14 protein-coding genes and 1 tRNA gene are annotated in these 15,352 nt (G+C 69.9%); all 15 read left to right on the top strand.

Features of this window, described 5'->3' with window-relative positions; genetic code table 11:
• The gene (locus AB0O44_RS09370) at positions 1-435 is read left to right on the top strand and encodes a cytidine deaminase (RefSeq protein ID WP_290258859.1); all 435 of its coding nucleotides are present in this window, start codon (positions 1-3) and stop codon (positions 433-435) included.
• Positions 432-1,763: a thymidine phosphorylase gene (locus AB0O44_RS09375; protein WP_364136794.1), complete on the top strand. Its 1,332-nt coding sequence runs from the start codon at positions 432-434 to the stop codon at positions 1,761-1,763. The genes AB0O44_RS09370 and AB0O44_RS09375 overlap by 4 nt, the downstream gene beginning before the upstream one ends.
• A 79-nt stretch (positions 1,764-1,842) precedes the next feature.
• Complete coding sequence (locus tag AB0O44_RS09380; protein WP_364136796.1) at positions 1,843-2,454, top strand: DedA family protein; 612 nt, start codon at positions 1,843-1,845, stop codon at positions 2,452-2,454.
• 165 nt (positions 2,455-2,619) lie between these two features.
• Positions 2,620-3,342 (top strand): DedA family protein, encoded by a 723-nt coding sequence (locus AB0O44_RS09385; protein ID WP_364136798.1) that lies wholly within the window; start codon positions 2,620-2,622, stop codon positions 3,340-3,342.
• Between the two features lie 33 nt (positions 3,343-3,375).
• Entirely contained in the window at positions 3,376-4,533 is a 1,158-nt protein-coding gene (locus AB0O44_RS09390; protein WP_364136800.1) for an adenosine deaminase, read from the top strand.
• 79 nt (positions 4,534-4,612) lie between these two features.
• Positions 4,613-5,287, top strand: coding sequence for a MazG nucleotide pyrophosphohydrolase domain-containing protein (locus AB0O44_RS09395; protein WP_364137293.1), 675 nt, complete (start codon positions 4,613-4,615; stop codon positions 5,285-5,287).
• A 141-nt stretch (positions 5,288-5,428) separates the two neighbouring features.
• Positions 5,429-6,709 (top strand): phosphopyruvate hydratase, encoded by a 1,281-nt coding sequence (gene eno, locus AB0O44_RS09400; protein WP_364136802.1) that lies wholly within the window; start codon positions 5,429-5,431, stop codon positions 6,707-6,709.
• Between the two features lie 122 nt (positions 6,710-6,831).
• Positions 6,832-7,548 carry a septum formation initiator family protein gene (locus tag AB0O44_RS09405; protein WP_364136804.1) on the top strand — a complete coding sequence of 239 codons (717 nt, stop codon included), beginning with the start codon at positions 6,832-6,834 and terminating at the stop codon, positions 7,546-7,548.
• Between the two features lie 80 nt (positions 7,549-7,628).
• Positions 7,629-8,348: a DUF501 domain-containing protein gene (locus AB0O44_RS09410; protein WP_364137295.1), complete on the top strand. Its 720-nt coding sequence runs from the start codon at positions 7,629-7,631 to the stop codon at positions 8,346-8,348.
• Positions 8,345-9,295 (top strand): Ppx/GppA phosphatase family protein, encoded by a 951-nt coding sequence (locus tag AB0O44_RS09415; protein WP_364136806.1) that lies wholly within the window; start codon positions 8,345-8,347, stop codon positions 9,293-9,295. Before AB0O44_RS09410 ends, AB0O44_RS09415 begins: the two co-directional genes overlap by 4 nt.
• A gap of 51 nt (positions 9,296-9,346) precedes the next feature.
• Positions 9,347-10,726: a S8 family serine peptidase gene (locus AB0O44_RS09420; RefSeq protein ID WP_364136808.1), complete on the top strand. Its 1,380-nt coding sequence runs from the start codon at positions 9,347-9,349 to the stop codon at positions 10,724-10,726.
• A gap of 34 nt (positions 10,727-10,760) precedes the next feature.
• The gene (locus AB0O44_RS09425; RefSeq protein ID WP_364136810.1) at positions 10,761-12,152 is read left to right on the top strand and encodes an FAD-dependent oxidoreductase; all 1,392 of its coding nucleotides are present in this window, start codon (positions 10,761-10,763) and stop codon (positions 12,150-12,152) included.
• Positions 12,153-12,277: 125 nt separating this feature from the next.
• A complete protein-coding gene (locus AB0O44_RS09430; RefSeq protein ID WP_364136812.1) occupies positions 12,278-13,255 on the top strand; it encodes an ACT domain-containing protein in 978 nt (325 codons plus the stop codon).
• 29 nt (positions 13,256-13,284) lie between these two features.
• A tRNA-Leu gene (locus AB0O44_RS09435) sits at positions 13,285-13,358 on the top strand.
• 267 nt (positions 13,359-13,625) lie between these two features.
• The gene (locus AB0O44_RS09440) at positions 13,626-14,987 is read left to right on the top strand and encodes an ABC transporter substrate-binding protein (protein WP_290258567.1); all 1,362 of its coding nucleotides are present in this window, start codon (positions 13,626-13,628) and stop codon (positions 14,985-14,987) included.
• Positions 14,988-15,352: the final 365 nt, after the last annotated feature.

Below are 15,352 nucleotides of genomic sequence, written 5' to 3' on the forward strand. Positions count from 1 at the left end.
GTGACCGGAACCCCCGACGTCGAGCCCGTGGACCTCACCGCCGCGGTGGACTGGGCGGCCCTCGAGGCCGCCGCCATCGCGGCGATGCGGAACGCCTATGCGCCCTATTCGTCCTTCCCGGTAGGGGCCGCCGCCCTCACCGCGGACGGTCGGATTGTCAGCGGCTGCAACGTCGAAAACGCCAGTTACGGCCTCACCCTCTGCGCCGAGTGCACCCTGGTGGGCAACCTGCAGATGACAGGTGGCGGAACGCTGCGCGCCTTCTACTGCGTCGACGCGCACGGCACCGTCCTGATGCCGTGCGGCCGCTGCCGCCAGTTGCTCTACGAATTCCGCGCCCCGGACATGGAACTCATGACCACCCAGGGCATCAAGACGATGGACCAGGTGCTGCCCGACGCCTTTGGCCCCCAACATCTGGAGGAAACCCGATGACCCCGTCCACCCACTCTTCCGCTAACACGGAATCCTTCGACGCCGTCGACATCATCCGCACCAAGCGGGACAAGGGCACGCTCAGCGCCGCCCAGATCGACTGGACCATCGACGCGTACACCCGCGGCGCCATCGCCGACGAGCAGATGGCCGCCCTGAACATGGCCATCCTGCTCAACGGCATGGACCGTGCGGAGATCTCCCGCTGGACCGCGGCGATGATCGCCTCCGGCGAGCGGATGGACTTCTCCAGCCTGCGCCGGCCCGACGGCGGCGTGAAGGCCACCTCGGACAAGCACTCCACCGGCGGCGTGGGGGACAAGATCACCCTCCCGCTGGCGCCCCTGGTGGCCGTCTTCGGCGTCGCCGTCCCGCAGCTCTCCGGCCGCGGCCTGGGCCACACCGGCGGCACCTTGGACAAGCTCGAGGCGATCCCGGGCTGGCGGGCCAACCTCAGCAACGAGGAAATGCTCGCCCAGCTGCAGGACGTGGGCGCGGTCATCTGCGCCGCCGGCGCCGGCCTGGCCCCGGCGGACAAGAAGCTTTACGCCTTGCGCGACGTCACCGGAACGGTCGAGGCGATCCCGCTGATCGCGTCCTCGATCATGAGTAAGAAGATCGCCGAGGGCACCGGCTCCCTGGTCCTGGACGTCAAGGTGGGCAGCGGCGCGTTCATGAAGGACGAGACGCGCGCCCGGGAGCTGGCCGAGACCATGGTGGCCCTGGGCAAGGACGCGGGCGTCAACACCGTGGCCCTGCTCACCAACATGAACACCCCGCTGGGCCTGACCGCCGGCAACGCGATCGAGGTCGAGGAGTCCGTGGAGGTGCTCGCCGGCGGCGGTCCCGAGGACGTCGTCGAACTCACCGTCCGGCTGGCCGAGGAGATGCTGGCCTGCGCCGGCGTCCACGACGCCGACCCGCGGGCCGCGCTCAAGGACGGCCGCGCCATGGACGTCTGGAACCGGATGATCGAGGCGCAGGGTGGCGACCCGCGCGCGGCGCTGCCGGTGGCCAAGGAATCCGAAACCATCTACGCCCAGGCCGACGGCGTGCTGGTGGAACTCGACGCTATGGCCGTCGGCGTCGCGGCCTGGCGCCTGGGCGCCGGTCGCGCCCGCAAGGAGGACCAGGTCCAGGCCGGCGCCGGCGTGCGGATGCACGCCAAGCCCGGCGCTACTGTGCGGGCCGGCGAGCCGCTGATGACGCTGCTGACCGACACCCCGGAGAAGTTCGACCGGGCCAAGGAAGCACTGGAGCACGCCGCCGTGATTGCCCCCGAGGGATCCCGTCCGGCCCAGCAGTTGATCATCGACCGCATCGCCTAAGACCACCGCGGGGACCCGGCAGTACACTGGCTGCACAGCAGTCCGGGAGAAACCGGGTCCCGCCGTGCGTTAGGAAACCGTGCAGGCAATTAACGACTTCATCCTGGCAGCCGCGGGCCAGCCGTGGGTTCTCATCCTGGTGTTCGCCTGCTGCCTCGTCGACGGGTTCTTCCCGCCGGTGCCGAGCGAGTCCGTGGTGGTGGGCCTGGCCGCCGTCACCGCCAGCGCCGGCGTTCCCAACCCGGTCCTGCTGCTCGCCGTGGCCGCCGCCGGGGCCTTCGCCGGAGACAACATCGCCTATGCGATCGGCCGTTCTGCCGGGACCGACCGCTGGCGCTGGATGCGGGGCTACCGGACCCAGCGGGCGCTGGCCTGGGCCGGCCGGGAGCTGAGGAAACGGCCCGCATCGCTGATCATGGTGGCCCGCTTCATCCCCATCGGCCGAGTTGCCGTCAACCTCACCGCCGGGGCAACCGGCTATTCCCGGCCCCAGTTCGTCGGCCTCACCGCGCTCTCCGCGGTCCTATGGGGCGCGTACTCGGTGGGCATTGGACTGTTCTTCGGCCAATGGTTCGATCACAACCACCTGCTTGCCGCCACCATCGCCATCATCTGCGCGGTCCTGCTCGGCATCGCCGTGGACCTGGTCCTGAACCGGCTGCGCCGGGGAAGCCCGATGAAGGCGCCGTGACGACCCCGCGCACCGCCGTGACCTCGCCGCGTAGCGCCGGGGGAGCCGGGCATGGGACACTGGGATGCGATGCACATCACCCCGTCGACGACGGCGTGAGACGCCTCCCGTTCCGCACCCTTTCCGTTGTCCGCACCAGTTCAGTTTCCGAGGAGCACAGCCCGCGTGGAGTTCATTAATGAGGCCGTGCTCCATGCCGCCGGCCAATGGTGGATTTACCCCCTCCTGCTGGTCTTCTTCTTTGTCGACGGCTTCGCGATGGTGGTGCCCAGCGAGACCCTGATCGTGGCCCTCGCCGCGTACTCACGGCACAGCGGTGAGCCCAACCTCTGGATCCTCGGCCTGACGGCCCTGGTCGGCGCGATCGCCGGCGACAACATGGCCTACCTGCTGGGAAGCCGGATCGGGCTGGAACGCTTCCGCTGGATGCGCAAGCCCAAGGTGCAGCGCGTCTTCGCCTGGGCCCGGTACGAGCTCGAGAAGCGCGGCGCCGTGCTGATCTTCACCGCCCGCTACATTCCCTGGGGACGCGTCGCGGTCAACTACGTCGCCGGCACCACGGGATTCCCGCACCGCCGCTTCTTCCTGCTCGACGCCTTCGCCTGCTTGACCTGGGTGGTGTACTCGCTGGGCATCGGCCTCCTGGCCAGCTCGTTCCCGTGGCTGCACCACAACCCGCTGCTCAGCGCCGGGATCGCCGTCGTCTTCGCGATCGTGCTCGGCGTTGTCGTGGACCACGCGCTGCGCTGGTGGCACAAGCGCCTGGGCCGCCGCGACGAGGCCGCCGGCGAGGCTGCACCGGAGTCCGCTCACGGGAGCGCGCCGGAGCCCGCCCACGAGGCCGTGGCCCCGGCCCGGCACACGCCAAGCGACGCCTCGCGGAAGTAGCGCCGCGGCGCCGTCCGACCCTATGGTGGGAGCGTGACTGAGACTATTGCTGACGAAGCCCCTGACCTCGAGTTCGACCTGAAGGTCCTGCCGAAGGTTTCCCTCCACGACCACCTGGACGGCGGACTGCGTCCGGCCACCATCATCGACCTGGCCGCCGAGGTCGGGCACACCCTGCCGTCCACCGATCCCGTGGCGCTGGGGGAGTGGTTCCGGGAGTCCGCCGACTCCGGTTCGCTCGTCCGCTACCTCGAGACCTTCGACCACACCATCGCCGTGATGCAGACGAAGGAGGGCCTCTTCCGGGTCGCCAAGGAATTCGTCGAGGACCTGGCCGACGACGGCGTCGTCTACGGCGAGGTGCGCTGGGCACCCGAGCAGCACCTGCAGCGGGGACTGACCCTGGACGAGGTCGTCGAGGCGGTCCAGGCCGGGCTCGACGCCGGCGTCGAGGCCGTCTCCGAAACCGGCCGCGAGATTCAGGTGGGTCAGCTGATCACCGCCATGCGCCACGCCGACCGCAGCCAGGAAATCGCCGAACTCGCCGTCCGCCACCGCCACCAGGGCGCCGTCGGCTTCGACATCGCCGGCGCCGAGGACGGCTTCCTGCCCTCCCGGTTCAAGGACGCCTTCACCTACCTGGCCCAGCACAACTTCCCGGCCACCGTGCACGCCGGCGAGGCCGCCGGCCTGGAAAGCATCCAGTCCGCCCTGGTGGACGGCCGCGCCCTCCGCCTGGGCCACGGCGTCCGGATCGCCGAGGACGTCAGCATCGAATTCGAGGAAGCGGAGGCCGACGGGACCGAGGGCGACGAGGTTCCCGACACCATCGGCATGGTCACCCTCGGCGACCTCGCCGGCTGGGTCCGGGACCGGGGCATCGCCCTGGAAATCTGCCCGTCCTCCAACCTGCAGACCGGCGCCATCTCCGGCTTCGGCGAGGGCATCGAGAGCCACCCCGTGGACATGCTCTACCAGCTGGGCTTCAACGTCACCATCAACACCGATAACCGGCTGATGAGCGGCGTGACCCTCACCGACGAGTTCGAACTGCTGGTGGAAACCTTCGACTACGACCTCGACGACCTGCTGGAACTCACCCTCAACGCCGCCGAGGCCGCCTTCCTCCCGCTGGAGGAGAAGGAAGCCCTGGTCGAGTACATCAACGAGGCCTACGCCGACCTTGGCTAGCAACCCCGAGGCCGCTCCTTCCGGGGCAGTGGATGCGCTCCTGGACGTGATCGCCCAGCTACGACTCCACTGCCCCTGGATGGGCGCCCTCACCCACGACTCCCTCGTGGAGTACCTCCTCGAGGAGGCCTTCGAGACGGCGGAAACCATCGAGGGCGGGCACGGCGACGCCGAACTCCGCGCCGAGCTGGGCGACGTGCTGCTCCAGGTGGTGCTGCACGCCCGGCTGGCCGAGGAACGCGGCGCCTTCGACTTCGTCGACGTCGCCCGCGGCCTGCGCGAGAAGATGATCCGCCGCAACCCGCACGTCTTCCGTCCCGACGGCACCCTCCACGAGACCTTCCCCGCCACGGTGGAGGAGATCGTGCAGACCTGGGACGCGGTGAAGCGGGCGGAGAAGTCCGGGCTCGGCCATGCCTTCGACGGCGTCCCGGCTGCGCTGCCCGCCCTGGCCCGGACACAGAAGCTGCTCGACCGCGCGGAGCGGGCCGGCCTGCCCGCCCGGCCGGCCGCCGTCGTGCCCGCGGTCGTGCCCGAACCAGGCGGAACCCGGGCCGGAACCGAACCCGCGCCCGATCCGCACACCGAGGAGGAGCTGGGCGAGGCCCTGTTCGCCATGGTGGCCGCCGCCCGGGCCCGGGGGCTGGACGCCGAACGGGCGCTCCGGGCCGCCAACCGCCGCTTCCAGGCCGCCGCCGCGGGCGGGACCGCACCCCCGGATCCCGCCGCCGGGGCACCCCGTCCCGGGACGTAGCCGGGACTTAATAACTTTCCGTAACCCCGGCCCCTCTGGACTAGGCTAGGGGGTGACGAGGACGTCCACGATGGCTTGACCACCCCTGAGTTTCCAGCAGTCAGATACCCAACACACCGCTTCACCCAAAGGAGCATTTCCATGGCGCTTATCGATGCCATCCACGCCCGCGAGATCCTCGATTCCCGCGGCAACCCGACCGTAGAAGTTGAAGTCCTGCTCTCCGACGGCCAGATCGGCCGCGCGGCGGTTCCCTCCGGCGCCTCCACCGGCGAGCACGAGGCGGTGGAACTGCGCGACGGCGACAAGGGCCGCTACCTCGGCAAGGGTGTCCAGAAGGCCGTCGACGCCGTCATCGACCAGATCGCCCCGGCCCTGATCGGCTTCGACGCCACGGACCAGCGCAGCATCGACCAGGCCATGATCGACCTCGACGGCACCGCCAACAAGGGCAAGCTCGGCGCCAACGCCATCCTGGGCGTCTCCCTGGCCGTGGCCAACGCCGCCGCCGCCTCCGCAGACCTGCCGCTGTACAAGTACCTGGGCGGCCCGAACGCCCACGTCCTGCCCGTACCGCTGATGAACATCCTCAACGGCGGCTCGCACGCCGACTCCGACGTCGACATCCAGGAATTCATGGTTGTCCCGCTGGGCGCCGAGACCTTCTCCGAGGGCCTCCGCTGGGGCGTCGAGGTCTACCACGCGCTCAAGGCCGTGCTGCAGTCCAAGGGCCTGGCCACCGGCCTGGGCGACGAGGGCGGCTTCGCCCCGAACCTGCCCTCCAACCGCGCCGCCCTGGACCTGATCCAGGAAGCCATCAAGAACGCCGGGTACACCCCCGGCAAGGACGTGGCCCTGGCCCTGGACGTCGCCTCCTCCGAGTTCTTCAAGAACGGCTCCTACGAGTTCGAGGGCAAGACCCTGAGCTCCGCCGAAATGAGCGCCTACTACGCCGAACTGGTCGCCGACTACCCGCTGGTCTCCATCGAAGACCCGCTGGACGAGAACGACTGGGAGGGCTGGAAGACCCTCACCGACAGCATCGGGGACAAGGTCCAGATCGTCGGCGACGACCTCTTCGTCACCAACCCGGAGCGCCTGCAGACCGGCATCGACGCCAAGACCGCCAACTCCCTGCTGGTCAAGGTCAACCAGATCGGTTCGTTGACCGAGACCCTGGACGCCGTCTCCCTGGCCCAGCGCAACGGGTACACCACCATCACCTCCCACCGCTCCGGCGAGACCGAGGACACCACCATCGCGGACATCGCCGTGGCCACCAACGCCGGCCAGATCAAGACCGGCGCCCCGGCCCGCTCCGAGCGCGTCGCCAAGTACAACCAGCTCCTGCGCATCGAGGAGGAGCTGGACGACGCCGCACGCTACGCCGGCCGCAGCGCCTTCCCGCGTTTCAAGGGCTAGTACCCGCAATAACCAGTGACCGGTGGCTATGGTGGAAAGAACCATGGCCACCGGTTCTGTTTTGGCCGGCCGGAGCTGGCCCCCGGTCCGGCCAATGTGCCGGCCAGTTGTGAAGGAGTGACATGGCAACCCGCCGTCCCAAAGTTCCCAGGGCAGCCGCGCCGGCAGCTACTGCACCGGCCGCCGGCCGGGGGGAGCCCGACGGCGGCGACGTGATCCGGGCCGACTTCGGCGGATCCCGCCAGGCCCACGCCCCGTCGCAGGTCCCCGGACCGGGCACCAGCCGCACCGCACACCCCGCCCCGGGCCGGACCGCCAACGGCGCCACCGCAGCCGCGACTCCGGGCGCCCCCGCGTCCCGCCCCGCTGCCGGCACCCCCAAGGGCGCGTCCGGCACGACGCCGGGAAGCAAGCCCGTCGTCGAGCGCGTCACGGACAGCACCGACCCCGTCCCCGCCAAGGCCTTCTCCGGCCGGATGCTGGCGCTGGCCCTGGTCATGGTGGCCATCACCATCCTGCTGGCCCCCACGGTCAAGATCTTCCTCGAGAAGCGCTCCGAAATCGCCGGCCTCCAGGCGGACATCACCGCCAGCCAGGCCAAGCAGGCGGACCTGAAGCGGCAGATTTCACGCTGGCAGGACCCCAACTTCGTCAAACAGCAGGCCCGCGACCGGATTAACATGGTTATGCCCGGCGAAACCGGGTACTGGGTGTTCGGCAGCGACATTCCCGCCGACACCCCGGCCACCGGCGCCGCCGCGACCAGCGGCGACAGCCAGGAAACCCTGCCGTGGGTGGACTCCCTCTGGGAATCCATCCGCCGATCAGCAACAGACTAAAAGCGGCGCCCGCCGCCGGAGCACCGGACCCGGTCCTCCCAACAGGGCAGGAAGGTGCCGCACCCGTGGACCAGAACCGAGTGGACGCCCCCCAGTCCGGAACCGGCGGCCCCGCCGCGGACCACCGCACCCCGACGGCCCGGGACCTCGACGTCCTCAGCCGCCAGCTGGGCCGGCCGGTGCGCGACGTCGTCGAGATCCCCGCCCGCTGCGTCTGCGGCAACCCGCTGGTCGCTGCGACCTCCCCGCGGCTGAGCAACGGCACCCCGTTCCCCACCACCTTCTACCTGACGCACCCGGTTATCACCTCGGCCGTGTCCCGGCTCGAAGCCGCCGGCCTGATGAACGAGATGAACGACCGGCTCGTCGAAGACGCAGAGCTCGCGGACCGGTACCGCTCCGCCCACGAGGCCTACCTTCAGTCCCGCGCCGAGATCGGCGAACGTTCGGGCACCGGCCCGGTCCCCGAGATCGACGGCGTCTCCGCCGGCGGGATGCCCACCCGGGTTAAATGCCTGCACGTCCTGGTGGGCCACTCCCTGGCCGCCGGTCCCGGCGTCAACCCCCTCGGCGACGAGGCCATCGACGCGATCGCCGAATGGTGGACGCGGGACCGCTGCTACTGCGACGGTGCCTGGGACACCGCCGGCGAGGCCCCCAGCCGGGACCTGAGCCGCCACGGCCCGCAGGGCCTGCCCGATATCGTCGGCCGGCCGGCACCCGTGCGCAGGAACCGGGCCGAAAGCTCCGACGCGTCCGCAGCCTCTGCAGCCGGCACGACCGACGGGGCGGCCCAGTGAGCCGCGTCGCCGCCATCGACTGCGGCACCAACTCCATCCGCCTGCTGATCGCCGACGTCGACACTACCGATCCGGCCGCGCCCAAGCTCACTGACGTCGTGCGTGAGATGCGCGTGGTCCGGCTGGGCCAGGGCGTCGACGCCACGGGGGAGTTCGCGCCCGAGGCCCTCGAGCGCACCCTCGCCGCCACCGCCGACTACGCCGGGCTGATCCGCCGGCACGACGCCGCGAGCGTGCGCTTCGTCGCCACCTCGGCCACCCGCGACGCCCGCAACCGCCAGGTCTTCATCGACGGCGTCCGCGAACTCCTCGGCGTCGAGCCCGAGGTCATCTCCGGCGACGAGGAGGCTGCGCTGTCCTTCGCCGGCGCCAGCAGTGTCCTGCCCTTCCGCGGGACCGACCCCGTCCTCGTCGTCGACCTCGGCGGCGGCAGTACCGAATTCGTCCTCGGCAACGCCGACGGCGTCATCGCCGCCCGCTCGGTCGACGTCGGCTGCGTCCGGATGACCGAGCGGCACCTCAAAGCCGACCCGCCCACCGCGGACCAGGTCGCCGCCGCCACCGCCGACGTCGACGCTGCCATCGACGAGGCCGCCCGGACCGTGCCGCTGGAACGGGCCACCGCCCTGATCGGCGTCGCGGGCTCCGTCACCACCATCACCGCCCACGCCCTGAAGCTGCCGGAATACTCCGCGGACGCCATCCACGCCACCGAACTGGGACTGGACGCCGTGCGCGCCGCATGCACCTCGCTGCTGGACATGCCGCGGGAGAACCGGGCCGCGCTGCCCTATATGCACCCGGGCCGCGTGGACGTGATCGGCGCCGGCGGACTCGTGTGGCGCCGGATTGCCGAACGGATGGCGGAGGCCACCGGCGGCGTCATCACCACGGCCGTGACCAGCGAACACGATATTCTTGACGGAATTGCCCTGAGCATCAGCTAGCGCCGTGCGCCACGCTGCGGCTCCGGCAGTCGAAGCGCCGATTGGACCCGAATGACCAGAGCACCAGCCCGGCTGAGCCGGACCGTCTCAGCCCTGATTGCCGTGGCCCTCGCCGGCGCCAGTGCCGCAGCCACCCTGACGGTGGCCCCGGCCGCCGTAGCCGACAGCACGCGGGATAAGGAATACTGGCTCGCCGAATCCGGCATCACCAAGGCCTGGGAGGTCTCCAAGGGCGCCGGCGTGAAGGTGGCCGTGATCGACAGCGGCGTGGACGGCAAGCACGCCGACCTCGCCGGCGCGCTGGCCGGCGGAACGGACATCTCCGGTGCAGGGGCGCCCGACGGGCAGAAAAGCATCGGGGCCAAGCCCGAACACGGCACCTTGGTGGCCACGATGCTCGCCGGCCGCGGCCACCAGCCTGCCCCGGCCACCGACGCGCCCTCGCCCAGCCCGAGTCCCACCGCCTCCGGGCCGGGACCGGACGGGATCGTCGGCGTCGCACCCGAGGCCCAGATCCTCTCCGTCTCCACCTGGCTCGGCTCGGCCAACCCCGGCGGCAAGAGCGACCAGGACCAGATCCCGGCCGCCGTGCGCTGGGCCGTGGACAACGGTGCCCGAGTCATCAACATCTCCCTCGGCAGCACCTCTCCGGAGTGGCCGCAGAGCTGGGACGCGGCGTTCCTCTACGCCGAACAAAAGGACGTCGTCATCGTCGCGGCGGCCGGCAACCGCGTGGGCGGCAACGTCCAGGTCGGCGCCCCTGCCACGATTCCCGGTGTGCTGACAGTGGCCGGACTGGACCGGAAGGGCGCCGCCAGCATCGACTCCTCCTCCCAGGGCATCAGCATCGGCGTCGCCGCCCCGGCCGAGAACCTCATTGGTGGGCTGCCCGGCGGCGGCTACGCCGAGTGGGCCGGAACCTCCGGTGCCACCCCGATCGTCGCCGGCGTCGCCGCCCTGATCCGCTCCAAATGGCCGGACATGACCGCCAGCCAGGTGATCAACCGGATCGTCAGCACCGCCAAGGACTCCGGCGCCCCCGGCAAGGACCCGCTCTACGGCTACGGGGTGCTCAATGCCGAGGCGGCGTTGAAGGCTGACGTCCCAGAAACCACGGTGAACCCGCTGGGCACCATTTCCGACTGGATCCGCGTGCACCGGCGGGGCATTCCGGCGACTTCGGCGCCGGCCGCCGCGCCCCCGCCCTCCAGCGCCGCGCCGGCCCTGCCGGAGCCCTCGGTCCCGGTGGCCCAGGCGCCGTCCCCGGCGGATACCGCCGTGCCCGCGCTGGTGGTCCTGGGCTTCGGCGGATTGATCGTCTGCATCATCGCCGGGGCGGCCATCCAGCTCCGCCGGGCGGTTCGGGGGAGCGCCCCGGAGGCCGCCGCCACGGTCCCGGAGCCGGACGACGTCACAGCCCCGAATAGTTAGTGAAGGTTTTCACAAAGTGCGGTATTCTGGACCCATGGCATCCACTCCTCAGCTCCAGGACCGTCCCAGGGTACTCGTCGTCGGCGGCGGGTACGTCGGCCTGTACGTAGCCCTCAAACTGCAGAAGAAGATCGCAAACGCCGGTGGCATTGTCACCGTCGTCGACCCGCTGCCCTACATGACCTACCAGCCGTTCCTGCCTGAGGTTGCCGGCGGCAACATCGAGGCACGCCACGCGGTCGTTTCGCACCGCCGGCACCTGACCCAGACCGAGCTCATCGAGGGCCGCGTCCTCTCGATCGACCACGCCAACCGCACCGCCGTGGTCGCCCCGGCCGACGGCGGCGAGAACTTCGAGATCCCGTACTTCGACGTCGTCCTGGCCGCCGGCGCCATCACCCGCACCTTCCCGATCAAGGGCCTCGCGGACAAGGGCATCGGCCTGAAGACCATCGAGGAAGCCGTCGCCCTGCGCAACAGCGTCCTCGAGCGGATCGAGACCGGCTCCCTGATGACCGACCCGGTCGAGCGCGCCCGCGCCCTGACATTCGTCGTCGTCGGCGGCGGCTTCGCCGGCATCGAGTGCATCACCGAAATGGAAGACCTGGCCCGTGCCGCGGTCAAGAAGAACCCGCGCGTCAAGCAGGAAGAAATCCGCTTCGTGCTGGTCGAGGCCATGGGCCGCATCATGCCCGAGGTCACCGCCCAGCAGGCCGAGTGGGTCGTCGAGCACCTGCGCAGCCGCGGCATCGAGGTGCTGCTGAACACCTCGCTGGACAACGCCGAGGGTGCCATCAAGCTGATCAACCTGCCGGACAAGACCCCCGCACAGGAGTTCGAGTCGGACACCCTCGTCTGGACCGCCGGTGTGCAGGCCAACCCGATGGTCCGCTCCACCGACTTCCCGCTCGAGCCCCGCGGCCGCGTGCGCGTCCTCCCGGACCTGCGCATCGCCGGCGACGAAGGCATCATCGAGAACGCCTGGGCCGCCGGTGACGTCGCGGCCGTGCCCGACCTCACGGGCAAGGGCCTCCCGGACGGCACCTGCGTCCCCAACGCCCAGCACGCGCTGCGCCAGGCCAAGCGCCTCGCCAAGAACCTGTGGGCCTCCCGCTGGGGCAAGGAACTCAAGGACTACAAGCACAAGAACCTGGGCGCCGTCGCCGGCTTCGGCGAATGGAAGGGCGTCGCGAACATCAACCTGATCGGCCGCATCGGCCTCAAGGGCCCGCTGGCCTGGCTCGCCCACCGCGGCTACCACGGCCTGGCAATGCCCACGGTCGAGCGCAAGATCCGCGTGATCTCCGGCTGGTTCTGGCAGCTCTTCCTAGGCCGCGACACCACCCAGCTGATGGACCTGGACAACCCGCGCGGCGCGTTCGTCGCCGCGGCCACCCCGGCCCCCAAGCCGGCGGACGCCAAGTAGTCCACCCGCAGTCACCACGACGGCGGCCGTTCCCCACGCAGGGGAGCGGCCGCCGTCGTCGTTGTACCGCTTGTGGCGGACGCACTCCTGGCCCCGGGCCCTGGTAGCGTGCCTAGACTGGGGCCATGACCCCGGCCGAGAAAGACCTGCATGCCCTGCTCGCCTCGATGCATCCGGCGGTCCGCGAAGGCGAGTATGTCTACGTCCGCTGGCCCGAGGGCAGGCCGCTGAGCGGCCACATCGCCGCCGCCGTCCGCGAGGCCGACGGGCTCACCGTGGTGCTGCCCCGCGCCGACGCCGACGCCCAGGACCTGCCCTATGACCATGCGGCGGCCTGGATCACCGCCCAGGTCCCCTCCGCGGACGGGGCCGCCGGCCTGACCGCCGCCATCAGTGCCGCCCTGGCCGAGGCGAAGATCGGCGTCAAAGTCCTGGCCGGTTTCCACCACGATCACCTGCTCGTCCCGGTCCCCGACGCCGAACGTGCCCTTGAGGTGCTCCACGAACTGTCCGCCGCCAACCGGTCCGCCAGCGGCGGCACCCCGGCCCCGGAACCGCGGCTGGTGCTGCGCGACGAGCATCCGGGGGACCGCCCGGCCCTGCTCGAGCTGACCCGCGCGGCGTTCGCGATCTCCCCGGTCACCGGGGAGCCGGTCGAGGGCGAACCCGAGGAGGTGGGGCTGCTGGCGGCCCTCTTCGAGTGCGGGGAGTACCTGCCGGCGTTCAGCGTTGTCGCCGAGCTCGACGGCGAGATCGTGGGCCACGTGATCAGCACCCGCGGCCGGGTGGGGGAGCTGGAGCTGCTGGGGCTCGGCCCGCTGGGGGTGACGCCGCGGCTGCAGCGGCACGGCATCGGCTCGGCCCTGATGAAGGAGACCATCAGCCGGGCCAACGCCGCGGGGGAGCGGGGCATCGCCCTCCTCGGCAGCCCGGACTACTATGCTCGGTTTGGCTTCGTTCCCTCCACCTCCCTCGGAGTGCAGGCGCCGGACCCGGCGTGGGGCGAGTACTTCCAGCTGCTGCCGCTGGCGCTCTGGCCCGGGGGAGTGAACGGCACCTTCCGGTACGCGGCGCCCTTCGACGCCGACGGTGGCCACGGCTGAGGGGTGCCGGCACGATACGATTGTCCGGCGCCCCAGTAGCCCAATTGGCAGAGGCATCGGACTTAAAATCCGCGTGTTGTGGGTTCGAGTCCCACCTGGGGTACAACGTCGCCGCCCCGGCCCTTCCTTTGTGAAGGGCCGGGGCGGTTTTGTGTCATCCGGGTGCGTCCTCTCGGGTGCTCTTTGCGGCCCGGGGAGGGGTTTGGGGGCGGTTTGGGGGCCTGATTCCCCCTAGGCAACGAGTGTTATAAGGATGTGACCGTAGTCACTTATTTTCGGGCTGAAATTGCACTAGCTTGAAGCTAAATCAGGAACACCTGATCTTTCGCGTCAAAGGCCGTTCGCACCTTTCGATCGAGGAGACCTCTCTATGACTTCACTCCCCCAGGCGGCGCCGCGCATTGCCAAGCTCACCGCGCTTAGCATCGGCGTCGCCCTTCTGGCTACGGCTTGTGGCGGTTCGTCCACGCCCTCGTCCAGCGGCTCCGGCTCGGCTTCGGCCTCCAGCCAGGCCGGCGGCATTTCCTGCCCGGCTCCCAGCGCCTCCGCAGCTGCCAGCAGCTCGGCCAGCGCCGCAGGCTCCGTGCCCGCTTCCTCGACCACCACGGATACCCCGCTGAAGATCGGTTCGCTGCTGCCGACCACCGGTTCGCTCGCCTTCCTTGGCCCGCCGGAAATCGCCGGCGTCAACCTCGGCATCAAGGAAATCAACGATGCCGGCGGCGTCCTGGGCAAGCCGGTCGAGGTCATCCACCGCGACTCCGGCGACACCAAGACCGACATCGCCACGCAGTCCACCACCGCGCTCCTCGGCCAGGGTGTCAGCGCCATCATCGGCGCCGCCTCCTCCGGTGTCTCCAAGACCGTGATCAACCAGATCACCGGCGCGGGCGTCATCCAGTTCTCCCCGGCCAACACCTCGCCGGACTTCACCACCTGGGACGACAAGGGCCTCTACTGGCGCACCGCTCCCTCCGACGTCCTGCAGGGCAAGGTCCTGGGCAACTACATGACCACCTGTGGCGCCCAGACCGTCGGCATGATCGTCCTCAACGACGCCTACGGCACCGGCCTGGCCAAGAACATCCAGTCCGCAGTTGAGGCCGCCGGCGGCAAGGTTGTGGCGCAGGAACTCTTCAACGAGGGTGACTCGCAGTTCAGCAGCCAGGTGGACAAGGTCCTCGCCGCCAAGCCGGACGCGATCGCACTGATCACCTTCGACCAGGCCAAGAGCATCGTTCCGCTGATCACCGGCAAGGGCGTCAAGCCCACGCAGATCTTCATGGTGGACGGCAACATGTCCGACTACAGCAAGGACTTCAAGGCAGGCACCCTCAAGGGCGCCCAGGGCACCATCCCCGGTACCTTCGCCAAGGATGACTTCAAGAAGAAGCTGCTCGGCATCGACCCGGCGCTGAAGGATTACAGCTACGCAGGCGAGTCCTACGACGCCGTGAACCTGATCGCCCTGGCCGCGGAGGAAGCCAAGAGCACCAAGGGCACGGAGATCGCCAAGCACCTCAAGGACGTCTCCGAAGGCGGCGAGAAGTGCAACAGCTTCGCCACCTGCGTCACCCTGCTCCGCAACGGCAAGGACATCGACTACGACGGCCAGTCCGGCCCCGTAACGTTTTCCGACGCCGGTGACCCGACGGAAGCCTACATCGGCATTTACGAGTACCAGGATGACAACAGCTACAAGCCCGTCAAGGAAGAGTTCGGCAAGCTCTAAGCCCCGCCTCTGACTGACATACAGGAAACCCCCGTCCATCTGGGCGGGGGTTTCCTGCGTCTGCGGGTACTGCCTGGACTCTCCGCAGGGGTTCCGGATTTGCGCTGCGGTTCCGGACTCGGGCACGCCGGGTCCGGGGTGCGCAGGTCCGATTCCGCCGCGGAATCCTCGACGCCGGGCGGAAACATTCGTATGACGCGGTGAAACAGGGAGTGGACCGGCAGGGGCGCCTCAGGCGACGGTCCCGGACTTCCGCTGCGGTTCCGGACATTCGCACGTCGGGTCCCGGGTGCGGAAGTCCGAAACCGGCGCGAAAACTCCACATCGGACGGATACGTGGCGACGGTGGGGTGTCGGGGCCTGTG

This window comes from Arthrobacter sp. NPDC080082, assembly GCF_040686595.1.
GTDB lineage: Bacteria > Actinomycetota > Actinomycetes > Actinomycetales > Micrococcaceae > Arthrobacter.